Origin of the sequence: Sphingomonas glacialis (assembly GCF_006439055.1) — a bacterium.
GTDB classification, from domain to species: Bacteria; Pseudomonadota; Alphaproteobacteria; order Sphingomonadales; family Sphingomonadaceae; genus Sphingomonas; species Sphingomonas glacialis_A.
This window is the reverse complement of sequence record NZ_RCZC01000002.1, coordinates 397,682-416,625: the sequence shown is the minus strand read 5'-3', so window position 1 is coordinate 416,625 and position 18,944 is coordinate 397,682. Positions and strand designations below refer to the sequence as shown.

At 66.9% G+C, this 18,944-nt stretch carries 20 protein-coding genes and 1 tRNA gene; 11 read left to right on the top strand and 10 right to left on the bottom strand.

Annotated elements, in window-relative coordinates:
- The first annotated feature begins 21 nt into the window (after nt 1–21).
- From EAH76_RS05725 to EAH76_RS05710, 4 genes are all read left to right on the top strand, one after another.
- Nucleotides 22–98, top strand: a tRNA-His gene (locus tag EAH76_RS05725).
- Nucleotides 99–126: 28 nt separating this feature from the next.
- The gene (locus EAH76_RS05720) at nt 127–1,179 is read left to right on the top strand and encodes a Leu/Phe/Val dehydrogenase (protein ID WP_140849057.1); all 1,053 of its coding nucleotides are present in this window, start codon (nt 127–129) and stop codon (nt 1,177–1,179) included.
- An 84-nt stretch (nt 1,180–1,263) separates the two neighbouring features.
- Entirely contained in the window at nt 1,264–1,662 is a 399-nt protein-coding gene (locus tag EAH76_RS05715; RefSeq protein ID WP_140849055.1) for a VOC family protein, read from the top strand.
- A 92-nt stretch (nt 1,663–1,754) separates the two neighbouring features.
- Nucleotides 1,755–2,378: a tetratricopeptide repeat protein gene (locus tag EAH76_RS05710; RefSeq protein WP_140849053.1), complete on the top strand. Its 624-nt coding sequence runs from the start codon at nt 1,755–1,757 to the stop codon at nt 2,376–2,378.
- A gap of 74 nt (nt 2,379–2,452) precedes the next feature.
- On the opposite strand, the gene EAH76_RS05705 is transcribed toward EAH76_RS05710, so the two are convergent.
- The 4 genes from EAH76_RS05705 to EAH76_RS05690 all read right to left on the bottom strand — a co-directional run bounded on the left by EAH76_RS05705 (nt 2,453) and on the right by EAH76_RS05690 (nt 5,002).
- On the bottom strand, nt 2,453–2,731 hold the full coding sequence (locus EAH76_RS05705; RefSeq protein WP_140849051.1) for a hypothetical protein: 279 nt from the start codon (nt 2,729–2,731) through the stop codon (nt 2,453–2,455).
- Nucleotides 2,732–2,889: 158 nt separating this feature from the next.
- Nucleotides 2,890–4,293, bottom strand: coding sequence for a M20/M25/M40 family metallo-hydrolase (locus tag EAH76_RS05700; RefSeq protein WP_140849049.1), 1,404 nt, complete (start codon nt 4,291–4,293; stop codon nt 2,890–2,892).
- Nucleotides 4,290–4,733, bottom strand: a complete 444-nt coding sequence (locus EAH76_RS05695) for a type II toxin-antitoxin system VapC family toxin (RefSeq protein WP_140849048.1) — start codon at nt 4,731–4,733, stop codon at nt 4,290–4,292. Before EAH76_RS05695 ends, EAH76_RS05700 begins: the two co-directional genes overlap by 4 nt.
- Nucleotides 4,730–5,002, bottom strand: coding sequence for a hypothetical protein (locus tag EAH76_RS05690; RefSeq protein ID WP_140849046.1), 273 nt, complete (start codon nt 5,000–5,002; stop codon nt 4,730–4,732). The genes EAH76_RS05695 and EAH76_RS05690 overlap by 4 nt, the downstream gene beginning before the upstream one ends.
- A 101-nt stretch (nt 5,003–5,103) precedes the next feature.
- Here EAH76_RS05690 and ettA point away from each other — a divergent pair, with 101 nt between their 5' ends.
- Complete coding sequence (gene ettA / locus EAH76_RS05685; RefSeq protein WP_140849044.1) at nt 5,104–6,783, top strand: energy-dependent translational throttle protein EttA; 1,680 nt, start codon at nt 5,104–5,106, stop codon at nt 6,781–6,783.
- A 24-nt stretch (nt 6,784–6,807) separates the two neighbouring features.
- Here ettA and EAH76_RS05680 read toward each other — a convergent pair whose 3' ends face one another.
- The 5 genes from EAH76_RS05680 to EAH76_RS05660 form a co-directional block, all read right to left on the bottom strand.
- A complete protein-coding gene (locus EAH76_RS05680) occupies nt 6,808–7,380 on the bottom strand; it encodes a Uma2 family endonuclease (protein WP_140849042.1) in 573 nt (190 codons plus the stop codon).
- A gap of 77 nt (nt 7,381–7,457) precedes the next feature.
- Nucleotides 7,458–7,733, bottom strand: a complete 276-nt coding sequence (locus EAH76_RS05675) for an acylphosphatase (RefSeq protein ID WP_140849040.1) — start codon at nt 7,731–7,733, stop codon at nt 7,458–7,460.
- A 126-nt stretch (nt 7,734–7,859) separates the two neighbouring features.
- On the bottom strand, nt 7,860–8,240 hold the full coding sequence (locus tag EAH76_RS05670) for a DoxX family protein (RefSeq protein WP_140849038.1): 381 nt from the start codon (nt 8,238–8,240) through the stop codon (nt 7,860–7,862).
- Between the two features lie 55 nt (nt 8,241–8,295).
- The gene (greB, locus tag EAH76_RS05665) at nt 8,296–8,802 is read right to left on the bottom strand and encodes a transcription elongation factor GreB (RefSeq protein ID WP_140849037.1); all 507 of its coding nucleotides are present in this window, start codon (nt 8,800–8,802) and stop codon (nt 8,296–8,298) included.
- A gap of 330 nt (nt 8,803–9,132) precedes the next feature.
- Entirely contained in the window at nt 9,133–11,124 is a 1,992-nt protein-coding gene (locus tag EAH76_RS05660) for a lytic transglycosylase domain-containing protein (protein WP_140849035.1), read from the bottom strand.
- 86 nt (nt 11,125–11,210) lie between these two features.
- Between EAH76_RS05660 and dapA the strand changes: the two genes are divergently transcribed.
- Nucleotides 11,211–12,092 carry a 4-hydroxy-tetrahydrodipicolinate synthase gene (gene dapA, locus EAH76_RS05655; protein ID WP_140849033.1) on the top strand — a complete coding sequence of 294 codons (882 nt, stop codon included), beginning with the start codon at nt 11,211–11,213 and terminating at the stop codon, nt 12,090–12,092.
- Between the two features lie 127 nt (nt 12,093–12,219).
- Here dapA and EAH76_RS05650 read toward each other — a convergent pair whose 3' ends face one another.
- Nucleotides 12,220–12,636, bottom strand: a complete 417-nt coding sequence (locus EAH76_RS05650; RefSeq protein WP_140849031.1) for an acyl-CoA thioesterase — start codon at nt 12,634–12,636, stop codon at nt 12,220–12,222.
- A gap of 152 nt (nt 12,637–12,788) precedes the next feature.
- Between EAH76_RS05650 and smpB the strand changes: the two genes are divergently transcribed.
- From smpB to EAH76_RS05625, 5 genes are all read left to right on the top strand, one after another.
- Entirely contained in the window at nt 12,789–13,271 is a 483-nt protein-coding gene (smpB, locus tag EAH76_RS05645) for an SsrA-binding protein SmpB (RefSeq protein ID WP_140849029.1), read from the top strand.
- Nucleotides 13,264–13,851, top strand: coding sequence for a DUF2062 domain-containing protein (locus EAH76_RS05640; protein ID WP_140849027.1), 588 nt, complete (start codon nt 13,264–13,266; stop codon nt 13,849–13,851). The genes smpB and EAH76_RS05640 overlap by 8 nt, the downstream gene beginning before the upstream one ends.
- Before the next feature lie 58 nt (nt 13,852–13,909).
- Nucleotides 13,910–15,961 carry a M13 family metallopeptidase gene (locus EAH76_RS05635; RefSeq protein WP_140849025.1) on the top strand — a complete coding sequence of 684 codons (2,052 nt, stop codon included), beginning with the start codon at nt 13,910–13,912 and terminating at the stop codon, nt 15,959–15,961.
- Nucleotides 15,962–16,097: 136 nt separating this feature from the next.
- Nucleotides 16,098–18,503 carry a response regulator gene (locus EAH76_RS05630; protein ID WP_140849023.1) on the top strand — a complete coding sequence of 802 codons (2,406 nt, stop codon included), beginning with the start codon at nt 16,098–16,100 and terminating at the stop codon, nt 18,501–18,503.
- Between the two features lie 37 nt (nt 18,504–18,540).
- A complete protein-coding gene (locus tag EAH76_RS05625) occupies nt 18,541–18,891 on the top strand; it encodes a response regulator (RefSeq protein ID WP_140849021.1) in 351 nt (116 codons plus the stop codon).
- The last annotated feature ends 53 nt before the right edge of the window (nt 18,892–18,944 follow it).

The following is an 18,944-nucleotide window of genomic DNA, read 5'->3' as shown; positions in this document are numbered from 1 at the left end:
GCTAGGGGCGCTTCCTCTGCGGCGATCGTAGTTCAATTGGTTAGAGCGTCGGCTTGTGATGCCGGATGTTGCGGGTTCAAGTCCCGTCGGTCGCCCCACTTCTTTTCAGCAGCCAGGAATTTATCCGTGACCACCGGATGGGGCTTCCCCGATTTCGACGATCATGAGGGCGTGCACCTCTTCACCGATCCGGCCTCGGGGCTTCGGGCTGTCATCGCGATCCATTCGACCAAGCTCGGGCCGGCCGCCGGCGGCGTGCGTTTCTGGCATTATGCCGACAGCGACCGCGCGATCACCGACGCTTTGCGCCTCTCGCGCGGGATGAGCTTCAAGAACGCGATGGCCGATCTGCCGATGGGCGGCGGCAAGGGCGTCGTTCTCGCGGCGAAGCCGGGTGACACGATCAGCCTCGCGCAGCTCGAGGCGTTCGGCGGCGTGGTCGATTCGCTCGGCGGGCGCTATGTGACGGCCGAGGACGTCGGCATGTCCGAAGCGAGCATGAAGACGATCGCGACCAAGACCAAGCATGTCTCGGGCCTCCCCGTCGCGGCGGGCAGCGCCGGCGGCGATCCCGGGCCGTACACCGCGATGGGCGTCTATCTCGGCGTCAAGGCGGCTGCGCAGCGCGGGCTTGGTGCCACCGACATGAAGGGCGTGCGCGTCGCGATCCAGGGCGTCGGCAGCGTCGGCGGCGGGCTCGCCCGGCTGCTCGCCAAGGACGGCGCGGTGCTCACGCTGGCCGACGTCAACGCCGATCGCGCCAAGGCACTCGCCGAACAGCTCGGCGCACAGACTGTCGCGGCGGATGAGATCCTCGGCGTCGAGGCCGACATCGTCAGCCCGAACGCGCTCGGTGCGATCCTGACCCCGGCATCGATCGCGGCGCTGCGCACCACGATCGTCGCAGGCGGCGCGAACAACCAGCTCGAGACCAAGGCCGAGGGCGCTGCGCTCCAGGCGCGCGGCATCCTGTATGCGCCCGATTACGTGATCAACGCGGGCGGCATCATCAACGTCGCGCTCGAATATCTCGGGCACGGCGATCAGGCTGAAGTCGAGGCCCGCATCGCGCGCATCCCCGACCGGCTGGTCCAGGTGTGGGACGAGGCCGATCGCACCGGCGCGCCGATCTCCGACGTCGCCGACACGATCGCAAAGCGTCTGATCGGGCGCGCCTGAAGCCCGCCACGCGGACGCCCTCGGGCGTCCGCTGAATGGCGGTCGGGCATTGGCGCGACGGGCGCCATCGGTCACAAGGATCGGATGCCACAGCGTCTGACCCTGACCTCGCTCCTCGTCGCGGACTATGATCCGGCCATTGCCTTCTTCGTCGATGCGCTCGGGTTCGAGCTTCGCGAGGACACCGCGCTGGGCGACGAGAAGCGCTGGGTCGTCGTTGCACCGCCGAGCAGCGCAAGCGGGCTGCTGCTGGCGCGCGCCGTCGGCGATGCCCAAGTCAGCGCGGTAGGGGATCAGAGCGGCGGCCGCGTGTTCCTGTTTCTCGAGACCGACGATTTCGCCCGCGACCATCATGCGTATACGCAGCGCGGCGTCCGCTTCGTCGAGCCACCCCGGCACGAGCCCTACGGCATCGTTGCCGTCTTCGAGGATCTCTGCGGAAACCGCTGGGATCTGATCCAGCCGATACGCGCTGGCGACTGACGCCGGGTTCATTGCGGCGACGAGTCCGCACTTGGGCTTAGACGTCGCGCGCAAATCCCGTACAGCAGCGTGATGAATATGAAGCAGACGCAATGAGTGGCTGGATAGGCTTGGCGCTGATCGGCGTCGTGGCCGCTGGAGCCTTATGGGTCAGCGGCGTGTCCCGCTCGCTCTGGACGCTGGTCGGGGCGGCGCTGATGCTGGGCGCTGCCGGCTATGCGCTCCAGCAACGCGCCGGGCTCGGCGAGCATCTCGCGGTCTCCGACGCGACCCCCGTGGCGGTCGCGCCCGAGATGGTCGAACTGCGCAATGCGATGCTCGGGCGCTTTACCGGCGATGGGGCGTATCTGATCGCGTCCGATGCGCTGATGCGCTCGGGCAGCCGCCGCAGCGGCGCCAATGTCGTGCTGCTCGGGCTCAACCATTATCCGCGCAGCCTGACGCTATGGACCGGGCTGGGGACGGCGCTGGTGCAGCATGACGCAGCGGTGTCGCCCGCCGCGCGGCTGGCGTTCGACCAGGCGACCCGGCTCGCGCCCGAACATCCGGCGCCGCCGTTCTTCGAAGGGCTCGCTTACGCGCAGACCGGCGAGTATCGCACCGCGCGGCTGTATTGGGCGCGCGCGCTGAAGCTGGCGCCTGCCGGTGCTTCCTATCGTCGCGATATCGCGCTGCGCCTGGCGGCGCTCGATCTGGTGATCGCGCAGCTCAACTGAGCGGCCACGAAAAAGGGCGCCTTCCGCTAGGAAGACGCCCCAATCGTCAGACCTGGGCCGAAGCCCGTTGGGTCTTACTTGGCAGCCTTGGCGACGTTGTCGGCCTTGGCTTCGCCCGCGTCGCGGACGTTGTCGGCAGTGTCATGCAGTTCGTCGGCCTTGTTCGCCAGGACGTCCGAAGCAACAGCGTTCGAGGTGTTCGAAGCCATGTCGTCGATCATCGAGGCGTTGTTGTCGATGCCGTCGGCGATGACGTCAGCATTGTTTTCGATTGCAGCAGCTTCAGGGTTCTTGTTGCAAGCGGCGAGCGAGACCAGGCCGGCGGCGACGAGAACAAGGGCGATCTTCTTCATGCAATTGCTCCCAAGCAAATTAGCGCTTCGCAACCGGCCCTATGCCGTTCGCGAAGACCGGAGGCATAGCGCCCCGCTGCGGTGCGTCAATCGCAAATCGGCCATTGCCCGGCGCATCTGCCACCTTTCGGCCATATTTGCGACGAGCCGAGCCAGGGTCATTTCTTCGGCGTGACCGGGCCGATCGCCTCGGGCGCATCGGCGACGACGGCTAAAACCGCGGTCCATGCCGCGACATTTTGCCGCAATTGCTGCGTGTCGATCCGTTCGAGCGTGTCCTCGGGGGTATGATGGTAATCGAAATAGCGCGTGCCGTCCTGGTTGAGATCGACCGCAGCGATCCCGGTCGCGAGCGTCGGCCCGACATCGGTGCCATCGCCCGCGACGCCTGCGCCGTGCACGATGCCGAGCGGCGCGAGCGCCGCGATCAGCCGGTCGCCGACCGGCTTGGCGGTTGCGGGGAGGTTGGTCTCGAAGCGCCACACGCGGTCGGCGCCGAAGTCGGATTCGGCCGCCATCGCGTGCGTCTCGCCGGCATGGGCCTTGGCGTAAGCGAGGCCGCCGAACCCGCCGGTCTCTTCATCGCCGAACCAGACGACGCGGATCGTGCGCCGATGCCGCCCGGCGTCCATCATCCGCTTGGCGGCGGCGGTGGTGATCGCGATGCCCGACGCATCGTCGATCGCGCCGGTGCCGAGATCCCAGCTGTCGAGATGTCCGCCGATCAGGATCGTGCCCGCCGCCGGATCGGTGCCGGGGACTTCGGCGACGACATTGCCCGACATGCGGCTTGGCACGAACGTAGGTGTCAGCGTGAGGTGAAGCGTCACCGGCTTGCCGCGCTTGACCATCCGTTCGAGGTTGGCGGCGTCGGCGACCGACAGCGCGGCGGCGGGGATCGGCGCGACGCCGGGTGCGAAGTTGGTGACGCCCGCATGCGGCCCGCGGCCGTGATCGGAGCCGATCGAGCGAATGACGATCGCGCTCGCGCCTTTCTGTGCCGCGATGCTCGGGCCCGCGCGGCGGGCCTGGCCTTCGGGGCCATAGCTCGACCCGTCCTGATTAGCCTGCATCGCGTTCGAGACGAAGGCGATCTTGCCGGTCAGGCTGCCGTCGGGTGCCGCGCGCAGGTCGGCGAGCGACGGGAAGAACACGACCGGCAGCGTCAGCCCCTCGGCCGGCGTCGCGCCCGAATTGCCGAGCGCGGTCAGCCGCAGCGGCTGTTCGAACGGCGCGACGACTTCGGCGGTCTCGACGCCGCGGATCCACACGTTCTTCAGTTCATACGGTTCGATCCGCACATTCTTGAAGCCGAGGCTCTTGAGCTTGGCGACCGCCCACTGCCGCGCGCGCTCTTCCTTGGGCGATCCATCGGGGCGTGGGCCGACCTCGGTGGTGAGCCCCTCGACGATGTCATAGGCGATATCGTCGTTCAGCGCCTTGTCGCGCAGCGCGGCGACCGCGGGGTCGACCAATGGCGCGGCGCGCTGGGCGAGCGCGGGACCGGCGAGCAAGGTGGAGGCGAGCAGCAACGAAGGGGCGAGGGCGCGAAGCGTGGTCAAGAAGGAGTCCCGTCTGTGTGCAAGGGGTTGATGGCGGCGACACCGAGCGAGACGGCGGCGCGGACCTGGCGGATGTCGGTCGAAACGAGTGTAAGCCCGAGACGCTGCGCGACCGCAATGTGAATCGCATCGGGCAGTTTCAGTCCGAGCGCAAACTTCGAAAGCATGTCGGTCGCGGCTGCGATATCGGCGGGTACGATCGCGACGCGCGACCAACCTCGCAGGCGCGCCGGTACGAGCCCCAGAAAGTCCAGCGCGTCGCTCGCCAATGCTCGTCCAAGGCGCACGCGGATGCCGATCGCCGAGACGAATTCACCCCAGCCGAAATCACTTATAGACCCTTGGATCTGCTGCGCATCGACCCATTCGGCGATGTCCTGCCACCGGTCGTCTTCGAGGAGGATCGCAGCAAAGGCGCTCGTATCGAAATACGCCTTCAATGATCGTCCTCGTCGCGCATTTCTCGAATCAGCGTCGCGGCGCTGTCAATCCGCAGGCTGGGAAAGCGTGCATGCAGGTCGCGGATGGCGGCGAGGTCTATCGTCTCCGTTTCGCCTGTTAGCGGTGTTGCCGGAGCCGGGTGAGGCTGACGACTTCGGACTTCGGCGACGATCGCGCCATCGCGCACGATCACCACCTCGTCGCCGCGCTCGACCGCTTCGACCAGATCGGCGACGCGGCGCCCGTCCGAGATGTCGATCCGTTCCATACCAGGAAGCTACCGCACCCCGCCCACGTTGCCAACGCCCCCGCGCATCGCTATCTGCCACGCCAACAATCCACCATCTTTACCCCCGGAGTCCGCAGCCGATGGCCGTGCAGTACAGCTATGTGATGAAGGGCCTGACCAAGACCTTCCCCGGTGCCCCCAAGCCGGTGCTCAACAACATCTCGCTCCAGTTCCTGCCCGACGCGAAGATCGCGATCATCGGGCCGAACGGCTCGGGCAAGTCGACGCTGATGAAGATCATGGGCGGGATCGACCCCGAATTCACCGGCGAGGCCTGGGCCGCCGAGGGCATCAAGGTCGGCTATCTGCCGCAGGAGCCCAAGCTCGACGAAACCAAGGACGTGATCGGCAACGTCCGTGCGGGCGCGGGCCCGATCGGCGGGATGGTCGATCGCTATAACGAGATCGTCGCGATCATGGGCGATCCGCCCGAGGATTGCGATTTCGACGCGCTGCTCGCCGAGATGGGCGACCTGCAGGAGAAGATCGACGCGGTCGACGGCTGGAGCCTCGACAACCAGCTCGAAATCGCGATGGAGGCACTGCGCTGCCCACCGGGCGACAGCCCCGTCACCAATCTCTCGGGCGGTGAGAAGCGTCGCGTCGCTTTGTGCAAGCTGCTGCTCGAAAAGCCCAACATCCTGCTGCTCGACGAGCCGACCAACCATCTCGACGCCGAGAGCGTCGCCTGGCTCGAGAATTACCTGCGCGACTATGTCGGCAACGTCATCCTCGTCACCCACGATCGCTACTTCCTCGACAATGTCGTCAACTGGGTGCTCGAGCTCGATCGCGGGCGCTATTACACCTACGAGTCCAACTATTCGGGCTATCTCGAAAAGAAGGTCAAGCGGCTCGAGCAGGAGGATCGCGAGGAGCAGGGCAAGGCCAAGGCGATCTCCGACGAGCTCGCCTGGATGCGCCAGACCCCCAAGGCACGCCAGACCAAGTCGAAGGCGCGTATCCGTGCGTTCGACGAGCTGATGGAGAAGCAGGAGAACCGCTCGGTCGGCAAGGCGCAGATCCTGATCCAGCTGCCCGAGCGTCTCGGCGGCAAGGTGATCGAGGCCAAGGGCCTGACCAAGGCGTACGGCGACAAGCTGCTGTTCGACAATCTCGACTTCGTGCTGCCGCCCGGCGGCATCGTCGGCGTGATCGGGCCGAACGGCGCGGGCAAGTCGACGCTGTTCAAGCTGATCACCGGCCAGGAGCAGCCCGATGGCGGCTCGATCGAAGTCGGCCAGACCGTCAAGCTCGGCTATGTCGACCAGTCGCGCGATGACCTGACGCCGTCGAACACGGTGTGGGAAGAAGTCTCCGACAAGCTCGAAGTGTTCCGCTTCGGCAAGCAGGAGCTCGGCACGCGCGCCTATGTCGGCGCGTTCAACTTCAAGGGCCAGGACCAGCAGAAGAAGGTCGGCCAGCTCTCGGGCGGTGAACGCAACCGCGTCCATCTCGCCAAGATGCTCAAGGAGGGTGGCAACGTCCTCCTGCTCGACGAGCCGACCAACGATCTCGACGTCGAGACGCTGCGCGCGCTCGAGGAAGCGCTCGAGAGCTTCGCGGGCTGCGCCGTGGTGATCAGCCACGATCGCTTCTTCCTCGATCGCCTCGCGACGCACATCCTCGCGTTCGAGGGCGACAGCCATGTCGAGTGGTTCGAGGGGAACTTCGAATCGTACGAGGAAGACAAGCGCCGTCGCCTCGGCGATGCGGCGGATCGTCCGACGCGGCTGGCCTACAAGAAACTGACGCGCTGACCCCCGCGTCCGGTGCGGCGGGCTTTACAGGCTCGCCGTATCGACCCGCAGCCCGGCGACCGTCACCGCGATGATCGGATCGCCGAAGACGACCGCGCGGCGCTGCGTGTAGATGTCCTGGCACGGCGCCCACATCTGGTGGATCGTGCGGGCCTTGACGTCGACCACCCAATATTCGGGCATCGCCGCGCGCGCATAGCTCGCCACCTTGCGGCGGATGTCGCTGCGCATCGTCGTGTCGGACACTTCGATCACGAGATGTACCGAATCGAGCGGGACCAGCCCTTCGCCGCGCGGTTCGCTGGTCAGCACGATGTCGGGCTCGGGCACGTCGTGCGGCGACAAGGCGATGCTCGCCTCGACCATCGGACGCAGCGGCGATTGGATCGAGCGCAGCGCATCGCGGATCGCATCGTACAGCTCGATCTTGGCGAGCGCGTGCGGCCGATGCTGTGCGTTCACGAAATACACCCCCCCGTCGATCAACTCGGTGCGGTTGTAGGACGCGAACGCTCCCGCTTCGTGAAGCAGCAGATAGTCTTCGATCCGCAGCCGGACCGGGAGCGGCGCGGTGTTGAGGGGCGACACATTCGTCATGACGCCAGAATAACACTGCTGCAGGTTAAGTGCAGGTGCGAATTTGGCGCCGCTCGCAGGTCCGCGCAGGTGCGGTGTTACGCCGTGAACCGCTTGGTAAAGCCCATTGGTGCGCGCTCGTCGGCGGGCAGCGCCTCGACATGCTCGACCCGCGAATGCTCGGAGCCCTGGCGGCACGCCTCCGCCATCGCGGTGACTGCGCTCTCGTCGCCTGCGACGAGCAATTCGACCCGGCCGTCATTCAGGTTGCGGACCCAGCCCTTTACGCCGAGCTCCTGCGCCTTGCGCACCGCCCAGTCGCGATAACCCGTCCGCTGCACTTTCCCACTTACGAACACGCGTTGCATCGTCATTGTCTTGTACTGCTCCCGACCCGGCGCGCGGCAGATGCGCACGCCGGGTCGGCGCTATAGCCATGTCGATCGCGTAACGCACGAACATCGATCGCATGGCCCGCGCCGTTCATCGCACCCCGCGCTTCAGATCTTGGAGCGGCGGGCATCCACGCTGATCGGGCCGGCGCCCGCCGCCGCGAGATACAGGAACACGAAGCAATAGAGCATCGCCGCCTCGCCACCGTTTGCCGCCGGGAAGACGCTCTTGGGGAAGTGCGCGATGAAATAGGCGGCGGCCGACATGCCCGACAGCACGAACGCCACCGGGCGGGTGAACAGCCCGATTAGGATCAGCGCGCCCCCACCCAGTTCGAGCACGCCTGCCACGGTCAGGAGGGGATTGAGCGGCATGGGGAAGGGCGGGATGCCGAAGAATTTGGAGCAGCCATGCTGGACGAAGCCGAGGCCGACGATGATCCGCAGCAGGCTGAGCAAGCGCGGCGACCAGAGGGCGGGGATTGGCATCGGCAAGGGTCCTTTGATGGTCAGGGCCCAACCGTGTGCGGCGCACTCCGCAGCGTCAATCGCCGGGGGTGAAACGCTCGGTTGCCGGGTAGGTGATCGCCATGACTTCATACTCGCGCTCGCCCGCCGGCAGCAGCACGCGCCGCACATCGCCGACCGCGGCGCCGCGTAGCGCCCGCGCGATCGGCGCGTTCCAGCCGATCTTTCCGGCGGCGGCATCGGTCTCGTCGTCGCCGACCAGCGTCAGCACGCGTTCGCTATCGTCCTCGTCGGCGATCGTGACGGTCGCCCCGAACCACACGCGGGCGCGATCGGGCTGCTGGGCGGGGTCGATCACCTTGGCAGCCTTCATCCGCCGCGCGAGAAAACCCAGCCGCCGGTCGATCTCGCGCAGCCGCTTGCGGCCATAGATGTAATCGCCATTCTCCGAACGATCGCCATTGCCTGCCGCCCAGGAGATGACGTCGACCAGCTTCGGCCGCTCCTCGCCGAGCAATTGGCGATATTCGGCGCTGAGCACGGCATAGCCGGCGGGCGTGATATAATTGGGGCGGTCGGTCATCGCGCTATCTACCGATGTGCGGCGTCGGCTGTCATCCCCGCGCGAGCCGGACTTGGACCCGGCGACGTAGCGCAAAGGCGCCAAGGACGCAGAGAAAAAGGGCGGGGCGATGGTGCACCACTCCTTCGGGGTGGCGCGCGTCATGACAATGGCGTGGGACACCCGCCACGCGCGCCTCCCCTCCCTGGAAGGGAGGGGTAGGGGTGGGTCGGCCCGTGGGGTGAGGGCGTGCGATCCGGAGAGCGACCCACCCCCAACCCCTCCCTTCCAGGGAGGGGAGGAACCGCGCCAACGCGGTCGTGCCCACTGCGACCGCTTCGCGACTATAGCCTAGCCCGGGATGCTCTTCCCGAGATACCAGCTGATCCGATTGTTTCCAGAAGACCGCGAGCGCGCCGGGTTCATCAGATCGTAGACCACCGCATTCTCGAGCACGCGCTGGACGTAGTTGCGCGTCTCGTAGATCGGGATCGCCTCGATCCAGTCGAGCATATCGACGCCTGGCGTGCGCGGGTCGCCATTGGCGCGCAGCCATTTGTTCACATTGCCGGGGCCCGCATTGTACGCCGCCACTGCCAGCGGATAGCTGCCATAAAGCTCGTAGATATGCCGGAAATAGGTCGATCCGACCATGATGTTGTAGTCGGTGTCGGTGGTCAGCGCGGCGGCGTTGTAGGCGAGGCCGAGCTTGCCCGCCTGATCGCGCGCGGTGCCCGGCATCAGCTGCATCAGCCCGCGCGCGCCGGCATGGCTGATCGCGGCGCGGTCGAACTGGCTTTCCTGGCGCGCGATCGCATGGATCATCGTCCAGTCGTCCTGGCTCGCCACCGGCACGCGGACATTGGGGAAGCCGACGGTCGAATATTCGCTGAGCCCGTTCTGCAGCGCGCTGCGACCGACCATCACGCCGAGATCGGGGCGCCCGAGCGTGCGCGACAGTTCGGTCGAGAGGACATGGTCGCTGTCGCTCTTGGCATCGAGCGCGATCTGGCGGACGAACGCGGTCTGGTCCTCCCAATTGCCGACCGTGCCGAGATATTGCGCCGCGCGTACCGTCTCGCGCCCGTAAAACGCGGACCGCGTCGCGGGATCGACCGGACGCAGCACCGGATCACCCGGCGCGACCAGCGGCTGCCCGATCCGCTCGGCGGCGAGCTGGCCGTAGAACAGGTCATGGAACGCTGCGGCGCGCGCATAATAGCCGTTGGCCTCGCCGCGACGCCCGGCCGCCTCGGCGGCGCGACCGGCCCAGTAGAAGCCCTTCGATTGCGTCGTCGGGGTCCTCGAGGCGGCGGCATAGCTGAGGAACAGCGGCACCGCATCGCCCGGCCGTGCGAGCTGCTTCAGCGCGGTGCGCCCCGCGAGCCAGGCGAGGCTCGTATAGTCGTCGCGCTCGCCATAAGGGCGTGTGCTGACGTCGGTGCCAGCCGGATAAGCATCACTCAACTGGCGCGCGATATCGTATGCGAGTGAATTCTGTCCGTCATTCGCCGCCGCGCGCGCGTTGGTGAGAAGCACCTCGAACCATTGCTCGGCGCTGCCCGGAACCACCGCGAGCGCAGGCCGCTGGGCGAGCGCGTTGCGCGCGCCGGCCGATGCGCCGGTGTTGCGATACCAGGTCGCCCGGTCGGCGATCCAGCCGGGATCGCTCGCGCCATAAGCCTGCGTCGCGATCAGCCGGTCGCCCGCGTCGGGCGCGCTGGTGCGGAAGGCGAGCCGCGCGGCGAACACGCTCTGCCGCGCCGGGCTGGTCAGCATCAGCTGCCGCTGCGCCGAGGCGGTCGCGCCCTGCCACAGCAGCATGTCCATCCGCGCATCGTGATCGGCCGGCGACAGCGCGCTCGAAAAAGCGGCGAGGATCTTGCTCTCGTCGACGCTCGACAGCGTTCCCGAGACCCAGGCCGCGCGCGCCGCGCTGGCGGCTTCACCCTGCTGCCCGGTCGCTGCAAGCGCTTCGGCGAAGCGCGTCTTGCCTGCGCCGCTCAGCGCGGGGAAACGCCGGAAGAAGGCGACGACGGTCGCGGGCGACCAGCCGCCGCTGTCGAGCGACTTCTCCGCCATCCGCCGCATCGCGGTCTCGCCGGGCCAGCCGGGATGCGCGAGCAGGAAGCGGGCATAGCTGTCGAAGCTGTAGCTCGACGATTGCTGGAGCGATTTCCACTCGGAGATCGAGGCGGAGAGCGCGGTGTTGGCGGCGGTGGTGCCGGTCAGCACCTGCGTCGCGTGGCCCCAGCCGAGCTGGTCCTGCGCATCGCCAGAGGTGACGGCGAGGGTGGAAACGCCTATGAGTAAAACGCCGGATTTGATGAGCCATGCAATCATGTGGACAGACTATGCCTCCGGTCCGTATTTGTCCCGCTCAATAAACCAGAAATGCGACGGAATTCCGTCCGCAGGAGCAATTCGGTATGTTTTCGGGATCGATCCCGGCGTTGGTCACGCCGTTCGCCGCTGACGGCAGTTTCGACGAGCGCGCCTATCGCGATTTCGTCGAGTGGCAGATTGCCGAGGGCTCGGCCGGCCTCGTCCCGGTCGGCACGACCGGCGAGGCCGCGACGCTCACCGCCGAGGAGCATTTCCACATCGTCGGCGTCTGCGTGGACCAGGCGCGGGGCCGCGTTCCGGTGCTGGCGGGCGCGGGCTCGAACGACACGCGCGTCGCGATCCACAACATCAAGGCGGCCAAGGCCGCGGGCGCGGACGCGGCGCTGATGGTGCCGCCTTACTATAACCGGCCCAACCAGGAGGGCATCTTCCGCCATTTCGAGGCCGTGGCGGGATCGTGCGATCTGCCGATCGTGCTCTACAACGTGCCTGGCCGCACCGTGACCGACATCGCGGTCGAGACCGTTGCGCGGATCGCGCACGCCATGCCGAGCGTGATCGGCATCAAGGACGCGACCGGCGTGATCCAGCGCGTCTCCGCACAGCGCGCGGCGTGCCCCGAAGGGTTCGAGCAGTTGTCGGGCAATGACGACATGGCGCTGGCGTTCAATGCGACCGGCGGGATCGGGTGCATCTCGGTGACGGCAAACGTCGCGCCGCGGTTGTGCGCCGAGTTCCAGGCGGCCTGCGCGGCCGGGGATTATGTCGAGGCCCTGGCGCTGCACGACCGGCTGTTCGCGCTGCATGTGGCGCTGTTCACCGACGCCTCGCCTGGCCCGGTGAAGTACGCGGTCAACAAGATCCGCCCGGACTTCCCCAAGGCGCTCCGCCTACCGATGACCTGGCCGAGCGACGCGAGCCAGCGTGCGGTCGATGCCGGGCTGGCTGCGGCGGGGCTGGCCTAACTCATTCTTGCCCCTCCCCTTCAGGGGAGGGGAAGGGGGTGGGGGAAGCCTCGCAGAGACGAGCGCTTGCGGACACCTCCCCACCCCAACCCCTCCCCTGAAGGGGAGGGGTTGGGCTTGCGAAGCCTCAATCCTTCGCGAAAAACCGGTCGATCACGCCCTGCGCCAACCGCGCCGGCCGCATCGTCTCAACATTCAGGCAGCACCAGCTCGACTTCACCTCAGCGAGCACATCCTCGCCGCGCTTGATCACCGTCTCGTAGAACGCCCGCGCGCCCTGCACCTTTTCGAGCAGCACGGTGGCGATCACCTCGTCGTCGAGGAAGGTCGGCTTGCGATAGGTGATCTCGTGCTTGAGCGCGACCCAGGCGTGCGTCGCCAGCGCCTCGCTCGGCGCGAAACGCTGCCAGTGGCTCACCACCGCATCCTGTACCCATTTGAGATAGGAGGCATTGTTGACGTGCCCCATGAAATCGATGTCGGCCGCATCGATGGCGATCGCAAAGCTGTGGCTTGCATATTTGGGGGCAGCGAGATCGGACATGGCGAGACTCTACATCGAAACCGGCAATCGCGCGAGCGGCCATTGCATCTTAACCATAGATGGGCGCTCGGCGCGCGCTTTACGCGGTCGGCTCGGCTAAATTGTCTGGATGGCTTTTGTTTCCGCGCGGCAACGCCTACATCGCGGCTCCCATGGCGCGTCCCCAACCCCCACTCTTCGAAAAGACCAAGATCGTCGCCGAGAACCGGCGCGCGCGGTACGATTATTACATCGAGACGGTCTATGAGGCGGGCATCGCGCTGACCGGCACCGAGGTGAAGTCGCTGCGCTCGGGCACCGGCTCGATCGCCGAAAGCTATGCCGAGGTGAAGGACGGCGAGGTCTGGCTGATCAATTCGAACGTTCCCGAATTCAGCCATGGCAACCGCTACAATCACGAACCTAAGCGGGTGCGCAAGCTGCTCCTCAAGGAGCGCGAGATCAACAAGATGCACGGCGCGGTCAACCGCGAGGGCATGACGCTCGTGCCGCTGATGGTCTATTTCAACTCGAAGGGCCGCGCCAAGATCGAGCTCGCGCTCGCCAAGGGCAAGAAGGATCACGACAAGCGCGACTCGATCAAGGAGCGCGACTGGAAGCGTGAGCAGGGCCGGATCATGCGCGACCGTGGCTGACCGCGTCGCGCCGCGCTCCGGGCCCGTTTCCCGCGCGGCGGGCTGGGCGCGTGGCCATGTGCCGACGCGCGACAGCATCGAGGCGAATCGCTATCTCCGCCCGGTCGCACACCGCATCCTCGCGCCGTCGCTGTGGCGCTTCACGCGCCGGTCGGTCCCACGCGGCGTCGCGCTCGGGCTGTTCACCGGCATCCTCTTCCCGTTCGCGCACATGCCGCTCGCCGCGCTGACCGCGCTGCCGGTGCGCGCCAACGTGCCGGTCGCGGTCGGCACGACGCTGCTGCACAATCCGCTCACTACCGTGCCGTTGTTCTGGAGCGCGTATGAGATCGGCCATTGGGTGTTGCGGCTCGACCGCGACGTGCCCGGCGCGCCGATCGCGAGCAATGTCCAGGCCAATGCCAGCTGGCTGCACTGGCTGGTGTCGCATGGCGGCCCCGCGACGATCGTCGGGCTGGTGATCCTCGCGATCGGCCTGTCGATCGCCGGCCATGCCGTGGCGAGCCTCGTCTGGCGCTTCCGGATCGCGCGCAAATGGCGCGCCCGTGCGCATCGCGAAGGGCCGACAAGAACGATTTGACTGCCCGTGTCATAGCGGTACAACACGCAGCAATATTGTTCAGGAAGGATACATTTGTATGCGTTTTTCGCTCCTTACGCTCTCGCTGCTGGCATCGGCCGCGGTGGGTGGCGTAACCTACGCGCAGACCAGCAAGCCGAAACCGGTAGCCGCGCCGAGCGCGAGCACCGGCGCCGAGCTCGGTAGCTTCGGTATCGACACTGCCGGCATGGATACAGCGGTTAAGCCCGGCGACGATTTCGTGAAATATGCCGGCGGTGCGTGGGAAGCGAAGACGCAAATCCCCGACGACAAGGCGACCTACGGGATGTTCAACGCGCTCTCCGATCGCTCTCTCGAGCGGACGCGCATCATCCTCGACAAGGCGACGGCGACGCCGGGCAACAAGATCGGCGACTTCTACGCAAGCTTCATGGATGAAGCCGCAGTCAACGCGAAGGGCATCGCGCCGATCCAGCCGTGGATCACCGAGATCCAGGCCGCCAAGGACAAGACCGCGCTCGCGACCGAAATGGCCAAGCTCCAGCAGCGTGGCGTCGGCGGTCTGTTCGGCGTCGGTGTCGGGCAGGACGACAAGGCTCCCGAAAACTATATCGTCCACGTCTATCAGGGCGGCCTCGGCCTGCCTGATCGCGACTATTATCTGAAGGATGACCCCAAGCTCGCCGACACGCGCACCAAGTACCAGGCGTATCAGGCGACGATGCTCGGCCTCGCCGGGCAGGACAATGCCGCGCAGCGTGCCGCAGCCGTGTTCGCGTTCGAGAAGACGCTCGCCGAGGCGCATTGGGACCGCGTCAAGTCGCGCAACGCCGATCTGACCTACAACAAGTATCTCGCCGCTGATTTCGATGGCAAGGCGATGGGCTTCCCGTGGGGCGCCTATCTCCAGGCGACCGGCACCGCCGGCCAGGCGAGCTATATCGTCGGGATGCCGAGCGCGATCGCGGGCGAGGCCAAGGCGTTCGCCGACGCGCCGGTGCAGGTGCTCCAGGATTACATGATCCTGCGCACGCTGCGCTCCTATGCCGGCTATCTGTCGAAGCCGATCAACGACGCCAATTTCGCCTTCTACGGCACCGTGCTGAGCGGCGCGCCGCAGCAGCCGGTGCGCTGGAAGCGCGGCGTCGCGACGGTGTCGGGTGCGCTCGGCGAGGATGTCGGCCAGCAGTACGTCGCGGCCTATTTCCCGCCCGCATCGAAGGCGTCGGCCGATCAGCTCGTCAAGAACATCATCGCGGCGATGGGCACGCGGATCGACAAGCTGACCTGGATGGCGCCCGAGACCAAGGTCAAGGCGCACGCCAAGCTCGCGGCGTTCACCCCCAAGATCGGCTACCCGACCAAGTGGCGCGATTATAGCGCGCTGCAGGTCAAGCGCGACGATCTCGTGGGCAACGTCGCCGCGGGCAACCAGTTCGAATATCAGCGCGACCTGCACAAGCTCGGTCAGCCGATCGACCGCACCGAATGGGGCATGACCCCGATGACGGTGAACGCCTACGCCAACCCGCCGATGAACGAGATCGTCTTCCCGGCGGCGATCCTCCAGCCGCCGTTCTTCGACGCGAAGGCCGATCCCGCGGTCAACTATGGCGGCATCGGCGTCGTCATCGGCCATGAGCTCAGCCATCACTTCGACGATCAGGGCCGCAAGTTCGATCCGACCGGCGCGCTGAAGGAATGGTGGACGCCGCAGGACGTCGCACGCTTCACCGCGATGACCGATCAGCTGGTCAAGCAGTATGACGCGTACGAGCCGCTCCCCGGCCAGCACATCAAGGGCGGCCTGACGCTCGGCGAAAACATGGCCGATCTCGCCGGCCTTGCGCTCGCGTATGACGCCTATCACCGCTCGCTCGGCGGCAAGCCCGCGCCGGTGATCGACGGTCTGACCGGCGACCAGCGCTTCTACCTCGGCTATGCGCAGGTCTGGCGGATCAAGTTCCGCGAGCCCGCTTTGCGCTCGCAGCTGCTGAGCGACCCGCATTCGCCGGGTCCGTTCCGCACGATGGAAGTGCGCAACGTCGATGCCTGGTACGCCGCGTTCGGCGTCAAGCCCGGCGACAAGATGTACCTCGCGCCCGCCGAGCGCGTGAAGGTCTGGTAAGATCCGTGACCGGCCCCCGCAGCCTATGCGGGGGCCGGTCATGCCGTGCGGGGTTTCGTCGCGAACCCCAAACGATCCGCGGCACAGCGCCGCTTAAGTCTTGACGCGCGCCGCGCAGCGCCCACAGCATGCGGCGATGGCCACGCTCCCCGCGACCCCGCAAACCGATGCCACGCGCAGCGCCGCGCTGATCGCGATCGGCTGCGGCCTGCTCGCCGCGCTCATCATCCTCGCGCTCCTCCACAGCATTCCGATCGCCGGCGCCTTTCTCGCCGCCGCCTTGGTCATCGGCGGCGGGTTGATCGCCTGGCGCCGCCTGTTCCCGGCCAATGCCGGAACGGCGAACGAACCCGATTGGAGCGTCGCGCGCGCGCTCGCCGCGAGCAGCCCCGACGCGATCGCGGTGACCGATCGCGCGGGGCGCCTGGTCTGCGCGAACGATCGCTACGAAGCGCTGTTCGGCGGTTTTCCGACCCCGCCGGGCCTGCCGCTCGACGCCGGCGGAGTCGATCGGCTCGGCAGCACCGGGCGCGCGGCGTGGCGCGACGGCGCGGCCACGGTCGAGCGCCTCGTCGTCAAGGGGGCGACGGTCTCGGCCGAGGTGACCCGCGTCGGCGAGGACGACAATCTGCTCGTCTGGCGCTTCTTCGCGCCGCAGGGGCTCGATCTCGCCAAGACGATGGAAAACCTCATCGCCGGCGCGACGGGAGACCGGCTCGGCAGCGCCGGGATCATGGCGGCGCTGATCAACCCCGACGGTCGTATCCGCGCCGCCAACCGCGTGCTGCGCGCCCGCGCGATGGGGCAGGAGGAGGGCGCGATCCTCGGCCGCGATTTCGCGCGCTTCCTGATCACCGATGCGCAAGGCATGGCGCGCTTCGAGCGCGAGGGCCTGACGCGCAACCCGTTACGCGTGCTGCAGATCCCGTTCCTCGATGGCGAGGACGCGCCGATGCTCGTCGCGCTGATCGACGAGGAGGAGGGCCACGCCGCGATCGGCGAGAGCGCGAGCGCACACATCCGCAGCCTCGTCTCGCTGATGCCGTTCGGCGTCGCGCTGATCGGCGCCGACGGCCGCTTCCTGCAGATGAACGACGCCTTCGCCCGCGCCGCCGCGGTCGATCCGGCGAGCCCGCCGATCTATCCGGGCGATCTGCTGGTGCGCGAGGACAAGGGCGTCGTGGCGGACGCGATCCGCCGCTTCGCCGGGGGTGCCACGCATTCGACCGATCTCGCGGTGCGCTTGAAGGACCACCCGGACGAGCCGGTCGCGCTGTCGATCGCGGGTGCGCGAGGGCTGGGCGATTCGGCGGTGCTGCTCAGCCTCAAGGACAATAGCGAGGAAACGCGGCTCAAGCGCGAGGTCGCGCAGGCGACCAAGATGCAGGCGGTCGGGCAGCTCGCCGGCGGCGTCGCGCACGATTTCAACAATATCCTCACCGCCATCATCGGGCATTGCGACCTGATGCTGATGCGCCATTCGCCCGGCGACAGCGATTATGACGACATCCAGCAGATCCGCGCCAATTCCAACCGCGCGGCGAGCCTGACGCGCCAATTGCTCGCTTTCTCGCGCCAGCAGACGCTGCGCCCGCAGGTGTTGCAGCTGCCCGACGTGATCTCGGAAGTCTCGACGCTGCTCAAGCGGCTGCTCGGCGAAACGGTGACGCTGACCGTCAAACACGGCCGCAACCTCTCGCCCGTGCGCGCCGATCCGGGGCAGCTCGAGCAGGTCGTCGTCAATCTCGCGGTCAATGCGCGCGACGCGATGATCGCCAAGGATTCGCGCGGCGTCGGCACGCTGACGATCCAGACCTACGCCGTCACCGCCGCGCAGGTGCGCAAGCTCGGCTCGGACATCCTGCCCGCGTCCGATTATGTCGTGCTCGAAGTGTCCGATACCGGCGGCGGCATCCCGCCCGAGATCCTGCCCAAGATCTTCGAACCCTTCTTCACCACCAAGGAAGTGGGGAAGGGCACCGGGCTCGGCCTTTCGACCGTCTACGGCATCGTCAAGCAATCGGGCGGCTGGATCTTCGCCGACAGCGTCAAGACCGGGCCGAAGGGCGGGGCAGGGGCGGTGTTCACGATCTATCTGCCCGTCCACACCGCGGGCGCGCTGGTCGATGCGGCGCCCGCCAAGGCGCTCCCGCGCGAAAAGCCCGCCGATCTGTGGGGAACGGGCACGATTCTGCTGGTCGAGGACGAGGACATGGTCCGCGCCGTCGCCGAGCGCGCGCTGACGCGGCAGGGCTATACCGTGCTCACCGCCGAACATGGTGAGGCGGCACTCGAACTGCTCGAATCGTGCGACAAGCCCGATCTGCTCATTTCCGACGTCATGATGCCGCTGATGGACGGGCCGACGATGGTCCGCCAGGTCCGCACGCGCTATCCCGACCTGCCGATCCTGTTCATGTCGGGCTATGCCGAGGAAACGCTGCGCAAATCGATCGATCTCGACAATGTCGCCTTTCTGGCCAAACCCTTTTCGGTGCAGCAACTTGCCGAGGCGACGCGCGAGGCGCTGCGCGCGAAATGACTTGGCGGATGGCGTTATAGGGCGCTAAGGGCGCACAATGAGCGCCCAGAGTATCCTGATCGTCGAAGACGAGCCCCTTATTGCCATGATGATCGAGGATTTTCTCGATGTCCTCGGCAAGACGGTCGCGGGCTCGGCCGATACGATCGAGGCGGCGCTCGCGATCATCGCTGATGGCGGCGTCGACGCGGCGATCCTCGACGTCAATTTGCGCGGCGGCGAGAAGAGCTTCCCAATCGCCGACGTGTTGGCGGATAAGGGCATCCCGTTCGTCTTCGCGACCGGCGGATCGCACGATACCGTCGCCGAACAGTATCGCGATCGCCCGACCTTGCCCAAGCCGTTCACGATGGACGGCGTGTCGAAGGCGCTCGACGCGCTCGGCTGACGCACGCCACGGCCTGGCGTTTTTCATGAACCCGTTGCGGGCTGGTGGGGTTT

Excerpts from the sequence above, each read along its gene's own strand:
- dapA (WP_140849033.1), top strand. The coding sequence starts at position 11,211 with ATGTTTTCGGGATCGATCCCGGCGTTGGTCACGCCGTTCGCCGCTGAC.
- EAH76_RS05680 (WP_140849042.1), bottom strand. The coding sequence starts at position 7,380 with ATGACGAATGTGTCGCCCCTCAACACCGCGCCGCTCCCGGTCCGGCTG.
- EAH76_RS05675 (WP_140849040.1), bottom strand. The coding sequence starts at position 7,733 with ATGACGATGCAACGCGTGTTCGTAAGTGGGAAAGTGCAGCGGACGGGT.
- EAH76_RS05690 (WP_140849046.1), bottom strand. The coding sequence starts at position 5,002 with ATGGAACGGATCGACATCTCGGACGGGCGCCGCGTCGCCGATCTGGTC.
- EAH76_RS05625 (WP_140849021.1), top strand. The coding sequence starts at position 18,541 with ATGAGCGCCCAGAGTATCCTGATCGTCGAAGACGAGCCCCTTATTGCC.
- EAH76_RS05660 (WP_140849035.1), bottom strand. The coding sequence starts at position 11,124 with ATGATTGCATGGCTCATCAAATCCGGCGTTTTACTCATAGGCGTTTCC.
- smpB (WP_140849029.1), top strand. The coding sequence starts at position 12,789 with ATGGCGCGTCCCCAACCCCCACTCTTCGAAAAGACCAAGATCGTCGCC.
- EAH76_RS05705 (WP_140849051.1), bottom strand. The coding sequence starts at position 2,731 with ATGAAGAAGATCGCCCTTGTTCTCGTCGCCGCCGGCCTGGTCTCGCTC.
- ettA (WP_140849044.1), top strand. The coding sequence starts at position 5,104 with ATGGCCGTGCAGTACAGCTATGTGATGAAGGGCCTGACCAAGACCTTC.
- EAH76_RS05670 (WP_140849038.1), bottom strand. The coding sequence starts at position 8,240 with ATGCCAATCCCCGCCCTCTGGTCGCCGCGCTTGCTCAGCCTGCTGCGG.
- greB (WP_140849037.1), bottom strand. The coding sequence starts at position 8,802 with ATGACCGACCGCCCCAATTATATCACGCCCGCCGGCTATGCCGTGCTC.
- EAH76_RS05710 (WP_140849053.1), top strand. The coding sequence starts at position 1,755 with ATGAGTGGCTGGATAGGCTTGGCGCTGATCGGCGTCGTGGCCGCTGGA.
- EAH76_RS05630 (WP_140849023.1), top strand. The coding sequence starts at position 16,098 with ATGGCCACGCTCCCCGCGACCCCGCAAACCGATGCCACGCGCAGCGCC.
- EAH76_RS05635 (WP_140849025.1), top strand. The coding sequence starts at position 13,910 with ATGCGTTTTTCGCTCCTTACGCTCTCGCTGCTGGCATCGGCCGCGGTG.
- EAH76_RS05715 (WP_140849055.1), top strand. The coding sequence starts at position 1,264 with ATGCCACAGCGTCTGACCCTGACCTCGCTCCTCGTCGCGGACTATGAT.
- EAH76_RS05650 (WP_140849031.1), bottom strand. The coding sequence starts at position 12,636 with ATGTCCGATCTCGCTGCCCCCAAATATGCAAGCCACAGCTTTGCGATC.